This is a genomic window from Flavobacterium sp. 22659, from assembly GCF_052044235.1.
Lineage (GTDB): Bacteria > Bacteroidota > Bacteroidia > Flavobacteriales > Flavobacteriaceae > Flavobacterium > Flavobacterium johnsoniae.
Genome location: NZ_JBQEMU010000009.1, coordinates 163,664 through 185,657, shown reverse-complemented (window position 1 = coordinate 185,657; position 21,994 = coordinate 163,664). Strand labels below are relative to the sequence as shown.

Sequence of the window (21,994 nt, the reverse complement as noted above, 5' to 3'; positions counted from 1 at the left end):
AGCTATCATTATTTCATGCATCAGCATCTTTTTAATCATATTGATATTAAACCTGAAAATGTAAATATTCCTGATGGAACAATTGCTTTAGAACAATTAAATCAATACTGTATTGATTATGAATTGAAAATCAAACAAGCAGGCGGACTTGATTTTCAATTGCTTGGAATTGGCCGTACAGGACACGTTGGTTTCAACGAGCCTGGATCGCACATTAATTCAGGAACCAGAATTATTACTCTGGATCATATTACAAGAGTAGACGCTTCATCTGACTTTAACGGAATCGACAACGTCCCGAAAAGAGCCATCACGATGGGAGTTTCTACCATTATGAGATCAAAAAGAATTGTATTAATGGCTTGGGGACAAAACAAAGCAGATATCATCAAAAGAACCATTCAGGGAGATATCAGCTCAGAAGTTCCGGCTACATTTCTGCAGAATCATCCAAACGCTACTTTCGTTCTGGATCAGTCAGCAGCATCAGAATTAACACGCTTTAAAACACCTTGGCTGGTTGGCGAATGCATCTGGACACAGGAATTGAAAAGCAAAGCAATTGTATGGTTATGCCAGAAAACCAAACAATCTATTTTAAAACTGACAGACCGTGATTACAACAATAACGGAATGTCTGATTTACTGGCACAGGAAGGTTCTGCTTATGATATGAACATCAATATGTTCAATATTTTGCAGCATACCATTACAGGCTGGCCGGGAGGAAAACCAAACACAGATGATTCACACCGTCCAGAAAGAGCCAATCCTGCTAAAAAACGAGTTATCCTGTTTAGTCCGCATCCAGATGATGACGTGATTTCGATGGGAGGAACTTTTTCAAAATTGATAAAACAAGGCCATGATGTACATGTTGTATATCAAACCTCAGGAAATATTGCCGTAACTGATGATGAGGCGTTGAAATTTGCAGAAGTATGCAACGATTTTGTTGGTGCTGATCTTCCAAAAGACATCAACTTCAAATCCGTAATTGAATTTTTGAATAATAAATCAGAAAATCAGATTGATTCTCTTGAAGTTCGAAAACTAAAAGGATTAATCAGAAGAAGAGAATCTTACGCGGCCACAAGATACATTGGACTAAAAGATGAAAATACACACTTTTTAGATCTTCCGTTTTATGAAACTGGACAGGTTAAAAAGAATCCGCTGGGTCAGGAAGATATCGAAATTGTAAAAGAAATCATTGCCAGAATAAAACCGCATCAGGTTTTTGCAGCAGGAGATTTGGCAGATCCGCACGGAACACATGAAGTATGTCTGAATGCGATTTTTGCTGCCATGAAAGAATTGAAACCAGAAAAGTACATGGACGACTGCTGGCTATGGTTATACAGAGGTGCGTGGCACGAATGGGATATCCACGAAATTGATATGGCAGTACCGCTTTCGCCATCGGAAGTATTGCTAAAACGCCATGCAATCTTATACCACCAATCTCAAAAAGACAGAGTAATGTTTCAGGGAAATGATTCAAGAGAATTTTGGGTTAGAGCCGAAGACCGAAATAAAAATACTGCGATTCTGTATGATGAATTAGGATTGGCAGAATATGAAGCTATAGAAGCTTTTAAACGTTTTGATTATTAATAACATTCGAAAAGTCACTCTTTTCTGCTAAACCTGACGGGTTTTCAAAACCCGTCAGATTTGAATAAAACAATCAAAATAGACTTTTAGATTACCAACCAAAAGCAATAAACCAAATAAATGCCCAATTCTCTCCAATTACAACAACTATCTAATTCCTTAGAAGGAACGCTTTTTTATGATGAACTTCATAAAAAACTGTATGCCACAGATGCTTCTGCTTACAGAATTATTCCGCAAGCTGTTGCCATTCCTAAAACCGAAGAAGATATTGTAAAAATCATTCGTTTTGCCTCAGAAAACAAAATTTCAATAACGCCCAGAACGGCTGGAACTTCTCTGGCAGGACAAACAATTGGAAACGGAATTATTGTAGACGTTTCGAAACATTTTACCAAAATTGTTGCTTTTGATGCCGAAAAGAAAACCATTACTGTACAACCCGGAGTAATTAGAGATGAACTGAATTTATTTTTAAAGCCACACGGATTATTTTTTAGTCCGACTACTTCAACCACAAATCGCTGTATGATTGGAGGAATGGTGGGAAATAATTCATCTGGAACAACTTCAATACGTTACGGTGTTACGCGAGATAAAATTGTAGAGATAAAAGCGGTTTTGAGTGATGGAAGTCTTGCCGTTTTTAAGGATTTAACTTCAGATGAATTTATTGAGAAGACAAAAGGCGATTCTTTAGAAAATAAAATTTATAAAACGATTTACGAGGAACTTTCGAATAAAGAAAATCAGGAAGAAATTACGAGAGAATTTCCAAAACCTGAAATTCACAGACGAAACACAGGTTACGCGATTGATGCCTTATTAAAATCAGAACTGTTTTCGGGAACAGAAGATACCATCAATTTAGGAAAATTACTTTGCGGAAGTGAAGGAACTTTGGCATTTACAACCGAGATAACTTTGAAAGTCGATGATTTACCGCCAACAAACAATATCATGGTTGTGGCGCATTTTCATACTATTCAGGAAAGTTTAGAAGCCGTTGTTGTTGCAATGAAACATCATTTGTACACTTGCGAAATGATGGATGATACGATTTTAGATTGTACCAAAACCAATAGGGAACAAGCTAAAAACCGATTTTTTATTGTGGGAGAACCAAAAGCAGTTATTATGCTTGAAATAGGATCGCATAACAGCATGGAAGATGCAGAACTACAGGCCGATGCTCTGATTAAGGATCTTCAGGATAATAATTTTGGATATGCACTGCCTAAAATTTACGGAGCCGATATTGATAAAGTAAATGAGGTTCGAAAAGCAGGTTTGGGACTTTTAGGAAGTATTGTAGGCGATGATAAAGCAGCCGATTCTATTGAAGATACGGCTGTAGAACTTAGTGATCTCCCAAATTATATTGCTGACTTTGCTGCAATGATGGAAAGACACGGACAAAGCGCAATTTATTATGCACATGCCGGAGCAGGAGAATTGCATTTACGCCCCAAGATAAATTTAAAAACAAAAGAAGGTTTACACCAGTTTAGAAATATTTCTACAGAAGTAGCCCATTTGGTGAAAAAATACAAAGGTTCGTTAAGCGGTGAACACGGTGATGGAATTTTACGCGGAGAGTTTCTGCCTTTTATGATTGGTGATAAAAACTACGAACTGCTCAAACGCATAAAAAAAGCATTTGATCCTAACACCATTTTGAATGTTGGGAAAATTGTAAATGCTTCAAAAATGGATGAAAATCTTCGTTTTGAAGCGGGAAGAGTAGAGCCGGACATTAAAACAATTCAGGATTTCTCAGACAGTTTGGGAATTTTGCGTGCTGCCGAAAAGTGTAACGGTTCTGGCGACTGCCGAAAACTGCCATCAGCAGGAGGAACTTTATGTCCTAGTTACCGCGCCACCCGAAATGAAAAAGATACTACTCGCGCCAGAGCCAATGCGCTGAGAGAATATCTGACCAATTCTGAAAAAGAAAATAAATTCGACCACCAAGAATTATATAAAGTATTTGAGTTGTGCGTGAGCTGTAAAGCTTGTGCCAGCGAATGCCCAAGTAATGTGGATGTGGCGACTTTAAAAGCAGAATTTTTATACCAATACCAAAAAGCAAACGGATTTTCTGTCCGCAATAAAATATTTGCTTTCAATTCAAAACTCAATAAGTTTGGAAGCATTGCCCCATCAATGACCAATTTTGTTGCCAATCTGCCTTTGGTTAAAAAAAGCATGGGAATTGCTCCAAAAAGACAAGTACCGCTTTTAGCGCCAAAGACCTTTAAAAAATGGTACGAAAAAAATAAAAAATCAGCAGAAAATAATTCATTTAAAAACGGAAAAGTATATCTTTTTTGTGATGAGTTTACCAATTATTATGATGTTTCAGTTGGTATCGATGCGTATGAATTGCTGACCGCTTTAGGTTACGAAGTCATTGTTACAGATCATGAAGAAAGCGGAAGAGCTTTTCTGTCAAAAGGTTTCCTGGAAGAAGCACAGGAAATCGCGAATAAAAACGTCAATATTTTTAAAGATTTAATTTCTGAAAATACACCTTTAATTGGGATTGAGCCATCGGCTATATTGACTTTTAGGGATGAATATATTCGATTGGCAAAAGATAAAGAAGGAGCCGAAAAACTGTCTAAAAATACTTTTACCATTGAGGAATTTTTCAAAAGAGAAATTACAGCCGGAAAAATCCATTCGGGGCAATTTTCGGATACCGCAAAAACAATAAAGATTCACGGACATTGCCATCAAAAATCATTAAGCACTGTTGAAGCTTCGTTTGCTATGTTGAATTTACCAAAAAACAGCACCGTTACAATTTACAATTCGGGCTGCTGCGGTATGGCAGGATCTTTTGGTTATGAAAAAGAGCATTACGAAATTAGTATGCAGATGGGAGAAGATACTTTATTTCCAAAAATTCGGGCAACGGAACCTGAAACCGCAATTGCAGCGGCCGGAACCAGCTGCCGACACCAGATTTTTGACGGTACAAACAGAAAAGCAATGCATCCCGTAACAATTTTAAGAGATTGTTTGAAATAAATTTCCGAATTTTAAATGAAACTTAATTTTCTTTTTACCATTAAGAGATTAAGAAATTTAAGCTAAGCTTTATGAACTTAATCTCTTAATGGTAAAAGCAAAGAATTTATTTTGACATAATCACTAAAACAAGATTTTATGAAAAAAGCAATCTGCACTTTACTTCTGGCATTCGTATTTTTTTCTGCAAAAGCAGCAAAAATTGACACAATTCAGGTTTTTAGTCCTTCAATGAATAAGAATATAAAAACCTCTGTAATAGTTCCTGATAATTATAAAAAAAGCAAAGATAGATTTCCGGTAGTGTATCTTCTTCATGGTTACAGCGGTAATTACGGAAGCTGGGCAAAAGATTTTAAAGATCTGGCAAAACAAGTTGATCAATACGGTTTTATAGCAATTGGTGTTGATGGAAATTATTCAAGCTGGTATTTTGACAGCCCGATAGATCCAAGTTTTAAATATGAAACTTATGTAATAAATGAATTAGTTCCTTTTATAGATAAAAATTACAAAACCATTTCCAACCGCGATGGCAGAGCCATAACAGGTTTAAGCATGGGCGGACACGGAGCATTGTATTTATCATTTAAACATCAGGATGTATTTGGCGCGGCAGGAAGTATGAGCGGCGGAGTCGATTTTCGTCCGTTTCCAAACAATTGGGATATTAAAAAACGTTTGGGTTCTATAACAGAATTTCCTGAAAACTGGGATAAAAATACCGTTACCAATCTGCTTGATCTGGTAAAAGACAACAAGTTAAAAATGATTATAGACTGCGGTGTCGATGATTTTTTTATGGAAGTAAACAGACAGCTTCATCAAAAAATGCTGACATTAAAAATAAACCATGATTATATCGAACGTCCTGGAGAACATAATCTGGCTTATTGGGAAAATTCATTAAAGTTTCAATTACTGTTCTTTGATAATTTTTTCAAAGAAAAAAATAAATAAAAGTTATGTGCTGCGATACGATTAAGCCGCATATAAAATTAGGTTGGTTACCTATCCTAACAGGTTTTAAAAACCTGTTAGGAACTTTTTAACCGCCTCAATATATTTTAGCCACAGATTAAAGGATTGAAATGATTTTTTATCATGATGGGAAAATAGCAAGAGATTAAAAAAAATACAGCTTTAAAAACTTTGCGAACCCTGCGTAAACCTTTGCGTTCTTTGCGGTTAATTTTTAAGCCACAAATAAATAACATACTAACTAACCAAAAATAGTAACTTATGAAAAGCCTAAAAATTTTAATTCTAATACTGCTGTTTCAAACGAAACTTTTCAGTCAGGAATCACCAAAAAGAGAAATGCGTGCAGCATGGATTTCTACAGTAGACAATATTGACTGGCCTTCTAAACCAGGATTATCAGACAAGCAGATGAAATCTGAAATGATTGCCATTTTAGATAATTTACGATCTAATAACCTAAACACCGTAATTTTTCAAATCCGCCCAACTGCCGATGCATATTACAAATCGACAAAAGAGCCTGCTTCACATTGGATAACGGGAACTCAGGGCGTTGCTCCGGGATTTGATCCGCTGCAAATGATGATTGACGAAGCCGGAAAAAGAGGAATGAACGTTCATGTCTGGCTCAATCCATATCGAGTGCAAAAAGATACCGTAAAAGATGTATTGACCAAAACGCATTTGTATTTTAAGAAACCAGAATTATTCCTGACCTACGGAAAATCAAGATATTTTAATCCGGGATATAAAGAAACCAGAGATTTCGTTTCGTCTGTAGTAGGCGAAATAGTTCGAAATTATGATATTCAGGCCGTTCACATGGACGATTATTTTTATCCGTATAAAATCGCCGGACAGGAATTTCCGGATGAAAAAGCATTTGCCAAAGAACCGCGCCAGTTTAAAGACAAAGACGATTGGCGAAGAGACAATGTCGATTTAATTATCAAGCAAATCAGAGATACCATAATTGCTAATAAACCAGAGGTTGAATTCGGAATTTCGCCTTTTGGCGTTTGGCGCAATATTGCAAAAGATTCAGACGGATCAAATACGGTGGCGGGCGCAACCAATTATGATGATTTGTATGCCAATATTTTAAAATGGCAGAAAGAAAACTGGATCGATTATGTTACACCACAATTGTACTGGCACATTGGCTTTGACAGAGCTAATTTTGAAGTGCTGGCAAAATGGTGGGCAGCACACAAATACGGAACCAATGTTTACGTAGGCCACGGCGATTACAAGATTTCGAATACCGCCAAAGAATCGGAGTGGAGAAGTCCGGATCAAATTGTAAAACAGATTGAAATGATTCGAAAACTGCCGCAAATAGACGGTTCGATGCATTTTACAGCTTCAACTTTTCTTAAAAAAGGCGATACACTTCGAAATCCGCTTATTCAAAAACCATATAAATATATCGCATTAACGCCAGAGGCAAACAGAATTACAAGAATAAAACCACAAGTACCTTCAAATGCTGTAATTGCTAAAAAAGGAGATAAAGCCCTTTTGAGCTGGAAACCAGAATCAGACGATAAGAAATTTGTAATTTATAAATTCCCAAAAGGAAAAATAACCGATTTTTCGAATCCGGCGAATATTTACTATGTAACAACCGCTTCAAAATTAGAAGTTTCAAATGCTGATTTGGAGAATTATATCTACGCCGTTTCTGCTTTAAGTCAGACCCAGACAGAAAGCGCTCCAATAGAATTTTCAATAAAATAAAAAATAAAAGCCATGAAAAAAAGTGTATTGCTGATAGCCATATTTCTGAGTTCTTTAAGTATAATGCAGGCTCAGAATCTCGATATAATTCCGAAGCCTGTAAAAATTGATCAGAAAGAAGGTGCGTTTGTTATTCCGGCATCGGTACAAATTATTGTAGACAAAAAAGCAGAAAAAAGCGCAGATTATATAACGGCTTCTGTTTTGAAATATACCGGAATTAACCCAGTTGTTTCTATCGGAAATAAACATAAAAAAAACAGCATTGCATTTTTGGTCGATGAAAAAATGAACCTTTCCAATGATGGTTACAAATTAACGATCAATAAAAAAGGAATTCTGATAAAAGGGAAATCTTCAAATGGAGTTTTAAACGGATTACAGACTTTATTGCAGATTTGTTCTGCAAAAGACATTAAAAAAGGAAATATCCCATTTGTAAAAATAGAAGATTATCCTCGTTTTGAATGGCGCGGTATGATGCTCGACTGTTCAAGACAGTTTTTTGATAAACAAACCGTTAAAAATTATATCGACTGGCTGGCAGCGCACAAAATGAATGTTTTTCACTGGCATTTAACTGATGATAACGGCTGGAGAATTGAAATCAAATCGATGCCTGATTTAACTTTAAAAGGTGCCTGGAGAGGTCCGGGAGAAGTTTTACTGCCATCTTATGGTTCAGGAGACAAACGTTACGGAGGGTTTTATACGCAGGAAGATATTAAAGAAGTAGTGGCGTATGCAGGAAATCGCGGTATATCAGTTATGCCCGAAATTGAAATTCCGGGACATTCGCGTGCCGTAACCGCTTCGTATCCGGAAGTAGGCTGCGCGATTACGCAGGAACTTAAAAGTGTTCAGGGCGAAGTAAGAAACGTTTGGTGTGTGGGTCGTGAAGAAAATTATGTTCTTCTGGATTCAATCATTAGAGAAGTTTCGGGACTTTTTCCTTTTGAATATATTCATGTTGCCGGAGACGAAGTCAATCGTGCCAACTGGGAGCATTGCCCAAAATGTCAGGCTTTGATGGCGAAAGAAGGATTTACAGACAGTTTTCAGCTTCAAAACTATTTCTTTAGAAGAGTTCAAAAAATTGTAGATAAATACCATAAAAAAACAGATGGCTGGAACGAAATTTTAAAAGGAGGAGAAATCGATCCAAATACCTTGATTTCTGCCTGGCAGGGAATTAGTTACGGAATTGAATCGGCAAAGAAAGGATACCAGACTATTATGATGCCGGGACAATATACGTATTTTGATATGGCGCAGTCTGAAACAGAACGCGGTCATCGCTGGGCAGCTATTACAGATACGAAAAGAGCGTATTCGTTTGAGCCAATTCCTACTGATGATTTAACACCAGAACAGCAAAAAAATATAATAGGTGTTCAGGGTGCTTTGTGGAGTGAATATCTGGATCGCCCAGCCAGAATTATGGAATATCAAAGTTATCCGAGAATCAGTGCTTTATCTGAAATTGGCTGGTCTAAAAAAGAAGATAAAAACTGGGAGGATTTTTACGGAAGATTAACACACAGTCATTTACAGCGTTTGGCTGATATGGGAATTGCTTTTAGGGATTTTCCGCCAGCCGCAATTTATCAAAACGGAACAATTACTGTAACACCGCCTTATGAAGGTGCAGTTGTACGTTATGATGCACAAGGTAATGAACCAACAAGACAATCAGCTTTGTATACAAAACCAATTCAAACAAAGGATTACGAGCATTATATGTTCCGTACTTTTTTTAATGAAGATGTGGCAAGTCCGGCAGTAAAAGTAGAAAAACTGCCTGTTGCGGTTTGGAATACTTCAAAAGCAGAAGTTTTGAATATTTCTGAAAATATTTCAGAACATGTAGACAAAAACGGAATTTGGTATTTAACTTTTACACCTGATGCAGATGCGAGTGCCAACGGAGTTGTAAAAACAATTTCTCTTTATGAAAATGATAAACTGATACAGGGTTTTCCGGAAGAAAAAATGCTCAAATCAAAACCTCGCCTGCGATTTGTAATTGAAAATTACAATGAAAAAAATACGTATCGTTTAGACTTTACAGTAGAAAATAAAGAAGCAAAAGAATCAGCAGCAAAAGTAAATTTCAATTGCTCGCCTTATTTAGAGCCGGAAGTAAAAGTAACATCATCGATGGCTGAAAATCCTAAATTCCCGATTTCGAATTTAGAAGATTATAATATTGAAACTTATCTGCGTACAGATATTGCGTGTGCAAATGGCGACTGGATTTTATACACTTTTACAAATCCTGTAACTTCTTCAAAAATTGATGTGTTAACGGGAATTCCGCATCATCCAAGGTTCATTGTCAATAACGGTTACGTAGAATATTCGTATAACGGAATCGATTTTATAAAAGGAGATGCTTTTGATTATGGCAATGCATCGATTTATACAAAACAGCCTGTAAAAGCAGTAAAAATTGTTATTACGGGAACCAATAACGAACCTCTTATGGCAGGACAGGACATAAGAATTAATCCGTAGAATATGAAAAAGATAACGGCAGGAATTATATTAATTTCCATGACTTTTTTAGGAATAAATGCTTATTCTCAGAAAAAATCAAAGAAATCTTTTGATGTAAAACGAAATGAAGTTTACATCGATTCGATGATGACAAATGCGCTCGAAAAAGGATTTTTTCCCGGAGCACAGATTATAGTAGGAAATAAAGACGCTGTTTTTATTTCGAAAAATTATGGCTTTCAGGATTATTCGAAAAAAAAGCCCATAAAATCAGATGACGTTTACGATCTGGCTTCTATGTCGAAAGTTTTAGGAGCGACGCTTGTGACCATGCGATTAGTTGGAGAAGATAAAATAAATTTAAAAGACAAAGTAGGCGATGTGGTTGAAATTTATAAAAATACTCCCATTGCCGATTTAAATCTTTTTGAATTATTAACGCATACTTCAGGATTAAAAGCGAGTATTACGTTTTACCAAAGTCTGCTTTCAACTCCAGATGGTTTGCCTTTGTTAAGCAAAGAAAAATCAGATGTTTATCCTGATTTGTTTGATACGATGTATGTAAACAAGAATATTGTATATGATGCCAATTATTTTTCGTTTACTCCCAAAGAAAATTGGGTTCAGATTTATAAAAATATGTGGTTAAATCCGGAATTTTATAAAACGGTTTATGAGCAAATTTCAACTGCAAATACCAACACAAGAGGGAAATATGTTTACAGCGACCTGAATTTGCTTTTGGTAAAACAAATGATTGAAGCCAAAACAGGTTTGAAATTAGATGAATTAACAAAAGAAATTTATACGGAATTAGGAATTTCAAAAATCGGTTACAATCCGTTAAAATGGACTTCAGAAGAAAATGTAACGCCGACAGAATTGGATAATTTCTTTAGAAAAGATACAATAAGAGGTTACGTTCACGATGAAGCTGCGGCGATTTTTGGCGGTGTTTCCGGAAATGCCGGATTGTTTGCAAATGCACAATCAATCTCAGTTATCTGTCAGATGCTGTTGAATGACGGAAAATATCAAGGAAAAGAAATTTTAAAAGCAAAAGTTGTAAAAGAATTTACAAATTCTCCTCTTGCCAAACAAGGGATTTACCGCGGACTTGGTTTTGATAAACGAAAACCAGATGAGTTTTTTAAAGCTAATGATTTTGGGCACACAGGTTTTACAGGAACTTTTTTCTTTATGAACCCAGACACAAACAGATTTTTAATCATCCTAACCAATCGCGTAAACCCAACGAGAACAAACAGATTGATGTATAAAGATGATTTTAGTGCTAAAATTTGGAGGCAGATTAATAAGTAATTTTTTTAGCCACAGATTAAACAGATTAGAAGGATTTTTTTCGCCAGAACCAGAGCGATATCGAACAGTCGAAGCAATTCAAGAATTTCCACGAATTAAATCTGTTCAATCTGTCAAATCTGCGGGCGAAAAATTTAGCCACAGATTATAAATATTAAAATGATTTTTGTTTCACACAGATTTTGCAGATTCAAGCAGATCAACACAGATTATAAAATTAAATCTGCAAAATCTACGTGAAAAACTGAGCGTTAACTAAATAAAAAATCCTTTTTATCCACTTAATCTGCGTGTAAAAAATAATAACTATGAGAAATTTAATAATCTGCATACTAATTTCAACAGTATCTTTTGCGCAGAAAATAAAAACAGGTGCTGATAACTACACCGTTTATCTGCCTTTGCTAAAAGGTAAAAGCGTAGGCATTGTGACGAACCAAACCGGAATTATGGAAGATAAAACCCATCTGGTTGATTTTTTGGTTCAGAAAAATATCAAGATCGAAACCATTTTTGCTCCTGAACATGGCTTTAGAGGTACTGCCGATGCAGGAGAACATGTTGCTGACGAAATCGACGCTAAAACAGGTTTGTCGATTACTTCACTTTATGGCAAAAACAATAAACCAACTCCTGAACAATTGAAAGATATTGATATCATGGTTTTTGATTTACAGGATGTTGGGACAAGATTATACACTTATGTTTCTACGATGCACAGAATTATGGAAGCCTGCGCAGAGAATAATGTTCCGCTGATTGTACTGGACCGTCCAAATCCGAATATTGCGATTGTCGACGGTCCGGTTTTGGACATTGCTTTTCAAAGCGGTATCGGAATGCATCCAACGCCTCTGCTTCATGGTATGACTTTGGGGGAAGAAGCGAAAATGATTAACGGACAAAAATGGCTTAAAAATGGTGTGCAGTGTAAACTTACCGTTGTTCCATGTTTGAATTATGGCAGAAATATGAGTTACAGCCTTCCAGTTCGCCCTTCGCCAAATTTGCCAAACGACCAATCGGTAAATTTATATGTGAGTTTATGTCTTTTTGAAGGGACGAATGTAAGTATGGGACGCGGCACAGAAAAACAATTTCAGATTTATGGTTCACCTTATCTGCCAAAAAGTAATTTTGCTTTTACCCCAAAACCTAATTTTGGAGATAAAGATCCTTTGTATAACGGAGTAGAATGTAATGGAGAAGATTTGTCATCCATTCCGAAAATTAACAGACTTGAAATAAAATGGCTGATTAAAGCGTATCAAACTACTTCGGATAAATCGAAATTTTTCGACAAAAGAAAGTTTTCTATTAGAGCCGGAAATGAAAAATTACAGCAGCAAATTGAAGCCGGAACATCTGAAGATGAAATTAGAAAAAGCTGGCAGGAAGGTTTGAAAAAAATTAAGAAACTGAGAGCTCCTTATTTAATTTATCATTAAAAAAAATGCTCTGGAAGAGCATAATATTTATAACAATTAAGCACCCTCTGATTTCAAGCTCCAGAGGAGCGATATATATTGTTCATAGATGCCGCTCCGCTGGAGCTTTATGTATTGGAAAATAATTATACCATAAATATTTAGCTCCTCTGGAGCATAAAATTTAGGGATTATGTATTAATTAATTATACGTACTGTTTACATTAATCAAATTGTAAGTAAGGATAGGATAGATAGACAAGAATGTTTTCGTACCTTTATTTTTAGGATGAAATAGAAGTTTGCTGATCAAATTTTTTCCTGACAAAATAAAAAATAAAGTCTTAAAATAAACGGGATGACAGTGATTACAGAGCAAAATAATGAAGCAATAAAAAAGGTATTACCCATTATTTTAGCGACTTCTATTTTTATGCAGATGCTTGATTCGACAATTTTGAATACTTCACTGCCTTCTATTGCCAAAGATCTGCACGAATCACCGCTGGATATGCAGAACGCAATTATCAGTTATGTTTTGACTCTGGCGCTTTTTATGCCCGTGAGCGGGTTTTTATCAGATAAATTCGGGACCAAGAAAGTTTTTATTGTTGCTTTGGTTTTGTTCAGTCTCGGCTCCTTATTTTGTTCACTTTCTCAAAACCTGATGCATTTAGTTTTAGCCCGAATTGTTCAGGGAGTGGGAGGAAGTTTAATGACTCCGGTAGGAAAGCTGGCTCTAATTAAAACATTTCCTAAAAAAGAATTACTCAAAGCCATGAACTTTGCTATTATTCCCGCTTTAATTGGGCCGGTATTAGGACCATTGGTTGGAGGCTATATGGTTGATTATTTATCCTGGCACTGGATTTTTTTAATAAACATTCCATTTGGCCTTATCGGTATTCTTTTAAGTTTGAAATATATGCCTAATTATAAATCTAAAATAATCGATTTTGATTTAAAAGGCTTTTTCATTTTTGCGGCAGCTTCCCTTTTATTATCTATTTCATTGGAATTATTTGGCAATACAGTTCGGGTTTCGCCTGTCTTAATGATTTTAATGTCGGGATTTTTAATGCTGTATTGGTACTATCGTCATGCATCAAAAGACAACAATCCTATTTTTCCTTTAAATCTGTTTCAGGTAAGAACATTTCGAGTGGGTATTGTTGGTAATCTGGCTACACGTTTGGGAATCAGTTCTATTCCATTGTTACTGCCCATGATGATCCAGATCGCTTATGGTCAGTCCGCAGTTGTGTCTGGGTGGATTGTAGCGCCAATGGCTCTGACAGCGATGTTTGGAAAATCGGCTGTAATTGGGATTTTAAATACTTTTGGTTATCGAAAAACCTTAATGGTCAATACTTTTATTATTGGTTTTTTAATCTGCTGTCTGGCTATTCCATCGATTCATACTTCAATTTATTGGTACGTTCCTATAATTTCGATATTGGGTTTCTTTAACTCGATACAGTTTACCTCTATGAATTCTATTTCTATTGCCGATTTAAGACAGTATCATACCAGCAGCGGTAATTCTTTAATTTCAGTAAATCAACAGCTGGCAATTGGTTTTGGAATCGCTTTCGGATTATTGGTTTTAAAGGTTTTTCAGGGAGATGTAAAACTTATTCATCACGAAATTCACAATGCATTTCGATATACTTTTCTGGTAGTGGGCTCTTTAACCATTTTATCAGGATTGGTTTTTAGAAGATTGCATTTTAAAGACGGAGACAATTTAAAACCAGCCAATTAATTAAACCAAATCATAAATTAACTTAACCATTTCGCATAAACCTTAGTAATGACTGCAAACAATTCTTCAATTCCTATTTTACAAACCAAACAACATTTTGAAATTCTAGACGGACTGCGAGGCGTAGCAGCACTTGCAGTTGTTATTTTCCATTTTATGGAATGGATTTTTACAGACCCAAGCAAGAATTTTATCGGGCATGGCTTTTTGGCTGTCGATTTCTTTTTCTGTCTTTCAGGATTTGTAATTGGTTATGCTTATGACGATCGTATTGCAAAAATGGGGCTTCGGAATTTTTTTATATCCCGAATTATAAGACTTCATCCGCTTGTTGCGGCAGGATCTGTATTGGGTTTACTGGCCTTTTTATTTGATCCGTTTGGCGGCAATCTTGAGTTGTACAGCACAGGTAAAATTATTTTAACTTTTATCTGTTCCTTATTTATGATTCCTTTGCCTGTAATTGCAGATCGCGGTTTTAATCTGTTTAGTTTCAATGCGCCGGCCTGGTCGTTATTTTGGGAATATATTGCAAATATTGTCTACGCTTTTGTACTTTACAAAATAGCGCGCAGTTATCTTTTGATCTTGACTATAATTGCTGCAGCAGCGATTTGTTATGTGGGTTATAATTCGGGGAATTTATTAGGAGGCTGGAGCGGGCCGACTTTTTGGGATGGATTCGCCAGAATATCGTATTCATTTTTAGCCGGATTACTTATTTACCGTTCAAACTGGATTATTAAAAACAAACTTGGATTTGCGGGTTTGTCTGTATTATTGTTATTGGCTTTTATAATGCCTTCTTCAGAAATGAATTGGATAACTGAACCTTTAATTGTATTGTTTTATTTTCCTCTGCTGGTATCTTTAGGAGCCGGATCGGTTTTAAATCCTGGGTTGAAAAAGGTTTGTGTTTTCTCTGGCAATATATCTTATCCGTTATACATGACACATTATGCAGCTTTATGGATGTTCGGAAATTATTATACCAATTATAAACCAGATACGACACAATTGACATTTGTTGTTATATCTGGAGTGATTCTGCTTGTTGGATTTGCTTATTTGGTAATGGTGGTTTATGATATCCCGCTGAGGAAATATTTAAGCGATAAACGAAAAGAAAAACTATCAAAGCTTAAGACCGAAAACATATAAAACTATTTTCAGAATGCTGTAAATAAAGAAAGGGAAGATTTTTATGTCTTCCCTTTTGTTTTTTATAAATCCAGAATTTCTAAAATTGATTAGTTTTTCTGTTCAGCAATTGTAGATTTATTGAGTTTGATGATTCTGATTTTCTTATTGGTATTATCCGATAAGAAAATACGATCGTCCAGTTGTGCATTGCCTACAATAACCCCAAAAGGATTTTGTCCTAAAATATCAGATGCACTCATTACAGCTTTATAATTTTTATTCATAAAAGCTTCTTTTGAATACAAACGCACATAATTTGTGTTTCCTGAATTTTCTGAAGTTACAGCAAAATCATTACTGAAAGTTACAGAAATAGGTTTGTTACTGGCAAATGGAGCTGTTGAAGGTTCAATTGGAGTCGTTAAAGAGTTTGCAGCATTTGCTTTAATATTGGCAATATCATAGTATAAATAACTTTTAGCATCTCTTCCTGCAACAATTAGATTTCCAGATTGTACATCCATTGAGTAAGCTTCTGTCCATCCGTTTAAGGTATTAAGTTTGGCGATTGGAGTTAAGTTCCAATTACTTGTTTCTGTAATTTGAGAAGTTTCAAACACTTTAATGCTTTTTTCTTTTTCTTTTACAAACACCAATCCGTCTTTTACCACAACACCAAAAACATGAACAAAAGTCTGCCACCATTGCCCGTTTCCAACTGTATTGATTCCTAAGCCGGTAGCTTCATCCAAAACAAAAAGTCTTGATTCTTCGCTACCTAAATAAATTCGGCCGTTATCAATACTTATCGATGTTAATAAAGTCAATGGTATAGTGGTGCTTCCTTTAGTATAATTGGAAATTGTTTTTAAATGTGCCAGTGTTAAAGCATCAAATACTTCTAAAGTACTGCCGTTGCATACATACAGTTTTTCTTTAGATATTGCAATTCCTTTTGGATCTAATGTTCCCGTACCGTCGCCAATTTGTTTAGCAGTAATTTCAGCGCTTTCGGTAGGGTAGTAGTAATCGTAGTTTATGGCTTCTATGTCGTTGTCTTTACTGCAGCTTGTAAAAAAACAAAGCAATAATAGTAAAAATGGCAGTTTGTTCATCTTGATTATATTGTTTAGTTCCATTTTCCTTCTCCTTTATATTTTAATAAAAATGGATTTTTTTGACTAATTGTAAACACAGGTTTTTTGTAGCTTCCAGACAGATAGCTTGTTTTTGTATATCCTTTTAAAATATCAGGATCTGTAAACGGAAGATCATTTAAATAAATTAAATACTTATAAAAATCCGTAAGCATTTCCTGCTGTCCGCCGCCTTCGCCGCTGTTTGCTAAATTACTGCTGTGGTTATAGCCGCTGTGATGTGAGTATTCGTGTGACCAAACCGACATTTCGCCAACCCAGTGGCCGGTTACATAACCAGATTCCCATTGTGAAGCCAAAGGCCCGCCTCCCCAGGCAGAATCTCCGCCAACCATTGCCATATTCAGAGTTCGGCTGTCAATATAAGTTCCGTATGCCTGTTCAATTTGAACTTTAGTTAAATAATCATAAACACCGTCAGCATCATCGGCATTTCCGTGCCAGTTTAAAGCACCGTTTATTGCTGTTCCTGCTGTTTCTGCCTGTTCTTTTTTGTATCGGTCAAAATTCATGAAAGTATCGTAATACATAGGATGACTGATTGCATACGAGAAATTGATAATCATCGTTATCGCTTCTTTTGCCAGAACAGGATTCATTGGCAGGTATTTTCCATATTCGTTTTTGTGATATTGATCGCTGAACTGAACCAATCTTGCCGATTTTATTTTTTTGAATTTCTGGAATAAAGGATCGCTCGATTCAACAGAAAACTCGATTGCACCAGATGAAAACCCTTCGATTTTATCAATAGTTACCGTATTTCCTTTTTCGAGTTCATAATCATTTTTGCCTTCCGTCAACGGAATTTTATGAAAAGATCTGTGAAAAGCCGGAACTTTAGAAAAATGAAAAAGTACAAATCGTTTGTCATAATTCGGCAGTTTTGCGTAGACTTTTACGTCGGTTAAGCCAACAGGCGAATAAAGGGAAATCTGTACAGAATCTTTTCCTTTTTGAATTACCTGCATAGGCTGATTGACACGAAACCAGCGGTCTTTATTGTCGTACATTTTAGATGAATTTTCGTCATCTTCAAACATTGTCATAGGTTTGTTTCCGTCAGGTAAAGCACTTGCGTCGATGGAAGGCAGATAAGTAGGTTGGTATTTGCCGTCTTCATTGTCGTCGCTGCAGGAGCTTAATAGAATACCTGCCGAGAGCGTAAGTAAAAAATAATAAAAGTTTTTTTTCATGTGGTTTTGTTTTGATTTGGGATTTGTTACTTAATTTTTTTAACGCATTCTTTTTAATTAAATTTTAAAGTTTTATAATAAGATAGGCTGGCAAAAATAAACGATAAAAGGGCTTTTGCATGGTCAAATACGACATATTTGTAATCTTTGCCTGAACTTGACTGCTTTTAAAGGTAAAAAACTATAAGATATTACGTATGAGGAGTTTGAATTTTGAATGCTAAAGCTTTACGATTAGCAGATAACTCCGGATTTGATAAAATACGAAAATAAAGGATGAAGATAAAGCATAAAAAAAGTCCGAAAAACATTTTCGGACTTTCTGGTATTTTAATTGGTTCCTGCAGCACTTTTATCTACGAGAAATACTAATTCTCCAGAGACAGGTTTAATTAGCTGCGTAGGGTAAAGTGAAGGATTGTATTCTCCTTTTGTTACTTCTTTTAAAGCATGTGCTTTTTTCTCTCCAAAAGTGACTACAATAATCTTTTCGGCTTTGTTAATTAATGGAGCAGTAAGCGTAATGCGGTGCATGTTCTGCGGTGCCAGAAAATAGGCATCAACCCACTTGTTTTGTTCGTTTAATACTGCTTCACCCGGAAAAAGAGAAGCCGTGTGTCCGTCATCTCCCATTCCTAAAAAGATAAAGTCAAACTTTCCTTCTTCTCCTAAAATTTTTCGAATTGATTGTTCGTATGTAACTGCATAATCTTCTGGTGTTACACCGTCTTTATACATTTCAAAAATATTTTCAGGCGGAATAGGAACGTGGCTTAATAATGCTGCATAAGACATTTTTGCGTTGCTCAAATCATCATTTAGCGGCACCCAGCGTTCGTCGCCCCAAAATATATAGACTTTACTCCAGTCTATTTTGTTTTTGTATGCATCAGAAGCCAGCAGTTTGTAAATTCCTGCAGGAGAAGAACCTCCTGTAAGAACAGCTGTAAATTTTCCTCTTTTAGCAATGGCATCTTGTGCTGCTGCTGTAAAAAGATCTGCTGCTGCTGTATTAATTTCTTCTGTAGTATTATATATCTGTATCATCTAAAAGTTCTTCTTTTGTTTGTGTATTCGGAATCCATTTGTGTCCCTGACGTGCCAATAGTTCATCAGCTTCTTCTGGTCCCCAGCTTCCGGCTTTGTAATTTGGGAAATTTACAGGAGCTGTAGTTTTCCATACCTGCTGGATAGTATCGATTGCATCCCATGCTTCTTCTACCTGATCCCAGCGCATAAATAGGGTAGGATCGCCCAATAAAGCATCTGCAATTAAGGTTTCATAAGCTTCCGGCGACATGGTAGAACAAGAAAAATAATCAAATATCATTTCTGCCGGTCTTAAAGAAAGTGACAGACCTGGTTTTTTGGTCATAAACTGCAGTTTAATATCCATTGCCGGCTGAATGTTGATAATCAGTCGGTTTGGTGTCATGCCTTCTTTCCCATAAGAAAATGAAGAATGCGGAACTGGTTTAAACTGAATTATAATGGATGATTGTTTTTCTTCCATTCTTTTTCCTGTACGAAGGTAAAACGGGATTCCCTGCCATCTCCAGTTATCCAGATAGATCTTCATTGCCACATACGTTTCAGTATTAGAATCTGGAGCAATTCCTTTATCCTGACGATATCCGGGAACAGGTTTTCCTTTTATAGTACCGGCATCGTACTGGCCTCTTACTATATAATGATCTACTTCTTCTGGTTTAATGCGTCGTATAGATTTTAAAACATCGGCTTTACGGTTACGAATATCATCGGCACTTAATGATGCTGGTGCTTCCATTGCCGTCATACATAATATTTGAAGCAGGTGATTTTGAATCATATCTTTTAATGCACCTACGCCTTCATAAAAACCGCCTCGTTCTTCTACACCCACTTCTTCTGCTACTGTAATCTGAACAAAGTCAATAAAATTACGGCTCCATAAAGGTTCAAACATTGAATTTCCAAATCGGAAAGCCAGAATGTTCTGAACTGTTTCTTTACCTAAATAATGATCGATTCTGTATATCTGTTCTTCTTTAAAGGTCTGCGAAAGCATTTCGTTCAGCTCAATCGCCGAAGTTTTATCATAACCAAATGGTTTCTCAATAATAATACGATCCTGCTTAGGGTTTGCAGCAAGACCAATTTTCTTGATATTGCTGGAAATAGTAGAAATAAAAGAAGGTGTTATAGAAAGATAGAAAAGACGATTGGCACGTTCTCCAAACGCTTCATCAAAACCTTTTATCTTTTCGTTTAAACTTAGATAAGATTCTTCTTTATCAATATCAAGGCTGTGATATGTTATGTGAGACAGAAATTTTTCTGTTTCAGGATCTGACTTGCCTTTTTTTCTTGAAAAATTTTCTAAATTTTCTAAAACATAACTGCGGAAATCTTCATCGGTTTTTTCAGCTCTTCCAAGTGCAATAATCTGAAATTTTTCAGACATACGTCCGTCAAGATACAGATTTTGAAATGCGGGAAAGAGCTTTCTTTTTGCTAAGTCTCCGGTTCCTCCAAAAATGACAATGATTGTTGGATTTTTAAGTTTATTTTTAGTCATTGTGTGTAGTTGTGTTGCTTTTTTAAGTTGCTTATTCAGCCCATTGTGTGTGGAAAACACCTTCTTTGTCGATGCGTTCGTATGTATGAGCCCCAAAGAAATCGCGCTGTGCCTGAATTAAATTTGTAGGCAGATTTGCAGATCTGTAAGAGTCAAAATAAGCTAACGAATTCATCAAACCAGCCGCAGGTAATCCTTTTTGAACGGCAAACTGAATTACAGCTCTCATTCCTGCTTGGTTTTCGGTTAATTTTGAAGCGATTCCAGAATCTAAAAGTAAGTTTGGTAAATCAGATTTTGCGACATACGCTTTTCTGAAATCTTCCAGAATAGTCGCACGAATGATACAGCCTCCGCGCCAGATTTTAGCAACAGTTTCCAGGTTTAATCCGTAATTGTATTCTTTAGAAGCAGTATGAAGCTGAGCTAATCCCTGAGCATACGTTACAACAATAGAAAGGTATAATGCCGATTTTAAAGCAGCAATTGCTTCGCTTGTATTTACATTGCTTTCAGGAGTATTCCAAACTAAGTTTTTTGCAGCTTCAATTCTTTCAGGTTTTGTTTTAGACATATCGCGCATTATAACAGCGGCGTCGATAGTTGGAACCGGAACCTGTAAATCCATTGCGTTTTGAGAAGTCCATTTTCCTGTTCCTTTAGATTTTGCCCAATCTGAAATTTTATTGATAAGAAGGCTTCCGTCTTCGTCTTTTTGTTTTAAAATTTTTCCGGTAATTTCAATCAGATACGATCTTAGGTCATCAGTTTGATTCCATTCTTCAAAAGTTTTTTGAATCGTTTCATCGTCTAAGTTATAACCTCTTTTCATAAGGTCATAAATCTCAGAAATTAACTGCATAATTCCGTATTCAATTCCGTTATGAACCATTTTTACATAGTTTCCTGCAGAACCGTTTCCTAAATATTCTACACAAGGTTCACCGTCTACTTTTGCAGCAATAGCCTCAAAAATAGGACGAAGTCTTTCGTATGCTTTTTGATCACCGCCCGGCATCATAGCAGGACCGAATCTTGCACCTTTTTCTCCGCCTGAAATTCCCATTCCGAAGAAATGAATACCTTTTTCAGATAATTCTATAAATCGTCTGTCAGTATCTGTAAAATAAGTGTTTCCGCCATCGATTATGATGTCACCTTTATCTAAATGTGGTAATAAGCTGGCTATAGCGCTGTCGACCGGTTTTCCGGCAGGAACTAAAAGCATAATCGCTCTAGGTTGTTGAATAAGCTCTACGAAATGTTTTACATCTGTTGTCGCTTCAATTGTGTGGGCGGCGTCAGCTTCTTGTTGAAGAGAGTTGACTTTTTCGGTATCTAAGTCTAAACCTGCAGCCGCAAAGTTATGGCTGGCGATATTTAAAAGTAAGTTACGGCCCATTACACCGAGTCCTACAATTCCAAAATCAAATTTGCTCATAGTTTTCAATTAACTAAAATTATTAAAGAATGTTTTTCTGGAAAAAAGTAAGAAAAAAATCAGTAATGCTTTTTCAATCAGTTCTTTGCAGAAAAACAAGATT

At 36.0% G+C, this 21,994-nt stretch carries 14 protein-coding genes; 9 read left to right on the top strand and 5 right to left on the bottom strand.

Annotated features, from left to right (window positions below; translation table 11 throughout):
- The 9 genes from ACTJIW_RS11710 to ACTJIW_RS11670 all read left to right on the top strand — a co-directional run.
- Positions 1–1,617 (top strand): glucosamine-6-phosphate deaminase (locus tag ACTJIW_RS11710; RefSeq protein ID WP_440718453.1); only part of this gene is annotated, 1,617 nt, incomplete at its 5' end.
- A 120-nt stretch (positions 1,618–1,737) separates the two neighbouring features.
- Entirely contained in the window at positions 1,738–4,653 is a 2,916-nt protein-coding gene (locus tag ACTJIW_RS11705) for an FAD-binding and (Fe-S)-binding domain-containing protein (protein WP_440715122.1), read from the top strand.
- A gap of 138 nt (positions 4,654–4,791) precedes the next feature.
- Positions 4,792–5,613 (top strand): alpha/beta hydrolase, encoded by an 822-nt coding sequence (locus tag ACTJIW_RS11700; protein WP_274251000.1) that lies wholly within the window; start codon positions 4,792–4,794, stop codon positions 5,611–5,613.
- Positions 5,614–5,895: 282 nt separating this feature from the next.
- Positions 5,896–7,377 carry a glycoside hydrolase family 10 protein gene (locus ACTJIW_RS11695; protein WP_440715121.1) on the top strand — a complete coding sequence of 494 codons (1,482 nt, stop codon included), beginning with the start codon at positions 5,896–5,898 and terminating at the stop codon, positions 7,375–7,377.
- A gap of 12 nt (positions 7,378–7,389) precedes the next feature.
- Entirely contained in the window at positions 7,390–9,894 is a 2,505-nt protein-coding gene (locus tag ACTJIW_RS11690) for a beta-N-acetylhexosaminidase (protein WP_440715120.1), read from the top strand.
- Between the two features lie 3 nt (positions 9,895–9,897).
- A complete protein-coding gene (locus ACTJIW_RS11685) occupies positions 9,898–11,202 on the top strand; it encodes a serine hydrolase domain-containing protein (RefSeq protein WP_440715119.1) in 1,305 nt (434 codons plus the stop codon).
- A 308-nt stretch (positions 11,203–11,510) separates the two neighbouring features.
- Positions 11,511–12,650: an exo-beta-N-acetylmuramidase NamZ family protein gene (locus ACTJIW_RS11680; protein ID WP_440715118.1), complete on the top strand. Its 1,140-nt coding sequence runs from the start codon at positions 11,511–11,513 to the stop codon at positions 12,648–12,650.
- Positions 12,651–12,987: 337 nt separating this feature from the next.
- A complete protein-coding gene (locus ACTJIW_RS11675; protein WP_440715117.1) occupies positions 12,988–14,394 on the top strand; it encodes an MFS transporter in 1,407 nt (468 codons plus the stop codon).
- Positions 14,395–14,442: 48 nt separating this feature from the next.
- Positions 14,443–15,555: an acyltransferase family protein gene (locus ACTJIW_RS11670; RefSeq protein ID WP_440715116.1), complete on the top strand. Its 1,113-nt coding sequence runs from the start codon at positions 14,443–14,445 to the stop codon at positions 15,553–15,555.
- Between the two features lie 89 nt (positions 15,556–15,644).
- Here the strand turns inward: ACTJIW_RS11670 and ACTJIW_RS11665 are convergent, their stop codons facing one another.
- The 5 genes from ACTJIW_RS11665 to gndA all read right to left on the bottom strand — a co-directional run bounded on the left by ACTJIW_RS11665 (position 15,645) and on the right by gndA (position 21,891).
- Complete coding sequence (locus ACTJIW_RS11665; protein ID WP_440715115.1) at positions 15,645–16,676, bottom strand: hypothetical protein; 1,032 nt, start codon at positions 16,674–16,676, stop codon at positions 15,645–15,647.
- Positions 16,667–17,890 (bottom strand): hypothetical protein, encoded by a 1,224-nt coding sequence (locus tag ACTJIW_RS11660; RefSeq protein ID WP_440715114.1) that lies wholly within the window; start codon positions 17,888–17,890, stop codon positions 16,667–16,669. The genes ACTJIW_RS11665 and ACTJIW_RS11660 overlap by 10 nt, the downstream gene beginning before the upstream one ends.
- 330 nt (positions 17,891–18,220) lie before the next feature.
- Positions 18,221–18,937 (bottom strand): 6-phosphogluconolactonase, encoded by a 717-nt coding sequence (pgl, locus tag ACTJIW_RS11655; RefSeq protein ID WP_440715113.1) that lies wholly within the window; start codon positions 18,935–18,937, stop codon positions 18,221–18,223.
- Complete coding sequence (zwf, locus tag ACTJIW_RS11650; RefSeq protein ID WP_073408607.1) at positions 18,921–20,450, bottom strand: glucose-6-phosphate dehydrogenase; 1,530 nt, start codon at positions 20,448–20,450, stop codon at positions 18,921–18,923. The genes pgl and zwf overlap by 17 nt, the downstream gene beginning before the upstream one ends.
- Positions 20,451–20,481: 31 nt before the next feature.
- On the bottom strand, positions 20,482–21,891 hold the full coding sequence (gene gndA / locus ACTJIW_RS11645) for an NADP-dependent phosphogluconate dehydrogenase (protein WP_012026764.1): 1,410 nt from the start codon (positions 21,889–21,891) through the stop codon (positions 20,482–20,484).
- Positions 21,892–21,994: the final 103 nt, after the last annotated feature.

Coding starts and splice junctions, on each gene's coding strand:
- zwf (WP_073408607.1), bottom strand. CDS start 20,450: ATGACTAAAAATAAACTTAAAAATCCAACAATCATTGTCATTTTTGGA.
- ACTJIW_RS11695 (WP_440715121.1), top strand. CDS start 5,896: ATGAAAAGCCTAAAAATTTTAATTCTAATACTGCTGTTTCAAACGAAA.
- ACTJIW_RS11700 (WP_274251000.1), top strand. CDS start 4,792: ATGAAAAAAGCAATCTGCACTTTACTTCTGGCATTCGTATTTTTTTCT.
- ACTJIW_RS11675 (WP_440715117.1), top strand. CDS start 12,988: ATGACAGTGATTACAGAGCAAAATAATGAAGCAATAAAAAAGGTATTA.
- pgl (WP_440715113.1), bottom strand. CDS start 18,937: ATGATACAGATATATAATACTACAGAAGAAATTAATACAGCAGCAGCA.
- ACTJIW_RS11690 (WP_440715120.1), top strand. CDS start 7,390: ATGAAAAAAAGTGTATTGCTGATAGCCATATTTCTGAGTTCTTTAAGT.
- ACTJIW_RS11685 (WP_440715119.1), top strand. CDS start 9,898: ATGAAAAAGATAACGGCAGGAATTATATTAATTTCCATGACTTTTTTA.
- ACTJIW_RS11665 (WP_440715115.1), bottom strand. CDS start 16,676: ATGGAACTAAACAATATAATCAAGATGAACAAACTGCCATTTTTACTA.
- gndA (WP_012026764.1), bottom strand. CDS start 21,891: ATGAGCAAATTTGATTTTGGAATTGTAGGACTCGGTGTAATGGGCCGT.
- ACTJIW_RS11660 (WP_440715114.1), bottom strand. CDS start 17,890: ATGAAAAAAAACTTTTATTATTTTTTACTTACGCTCTCGGCAGGTATT.
- ACTJIW_RS11680 (WP_440715118.1), top strand. CDS start 11,511: ATGAGAAATTTAATAATCTGCATACTAATTTCAACAGTATCTTTTGCG.
- ACTJIW_RS11670 (WP_440715116.1), top strand. CDS start 14,443: ATGACTGCAAACAATTCTTCAATTCCTATTTTACAAACCAAACAACAT.
- ACTJIW_RS11705 (WP_440715122.1), top strand. CDS start 1,738: ATGCCCAATTCTCTCCAATTACAACAACTATCTAATTCCTTAGAAGGA.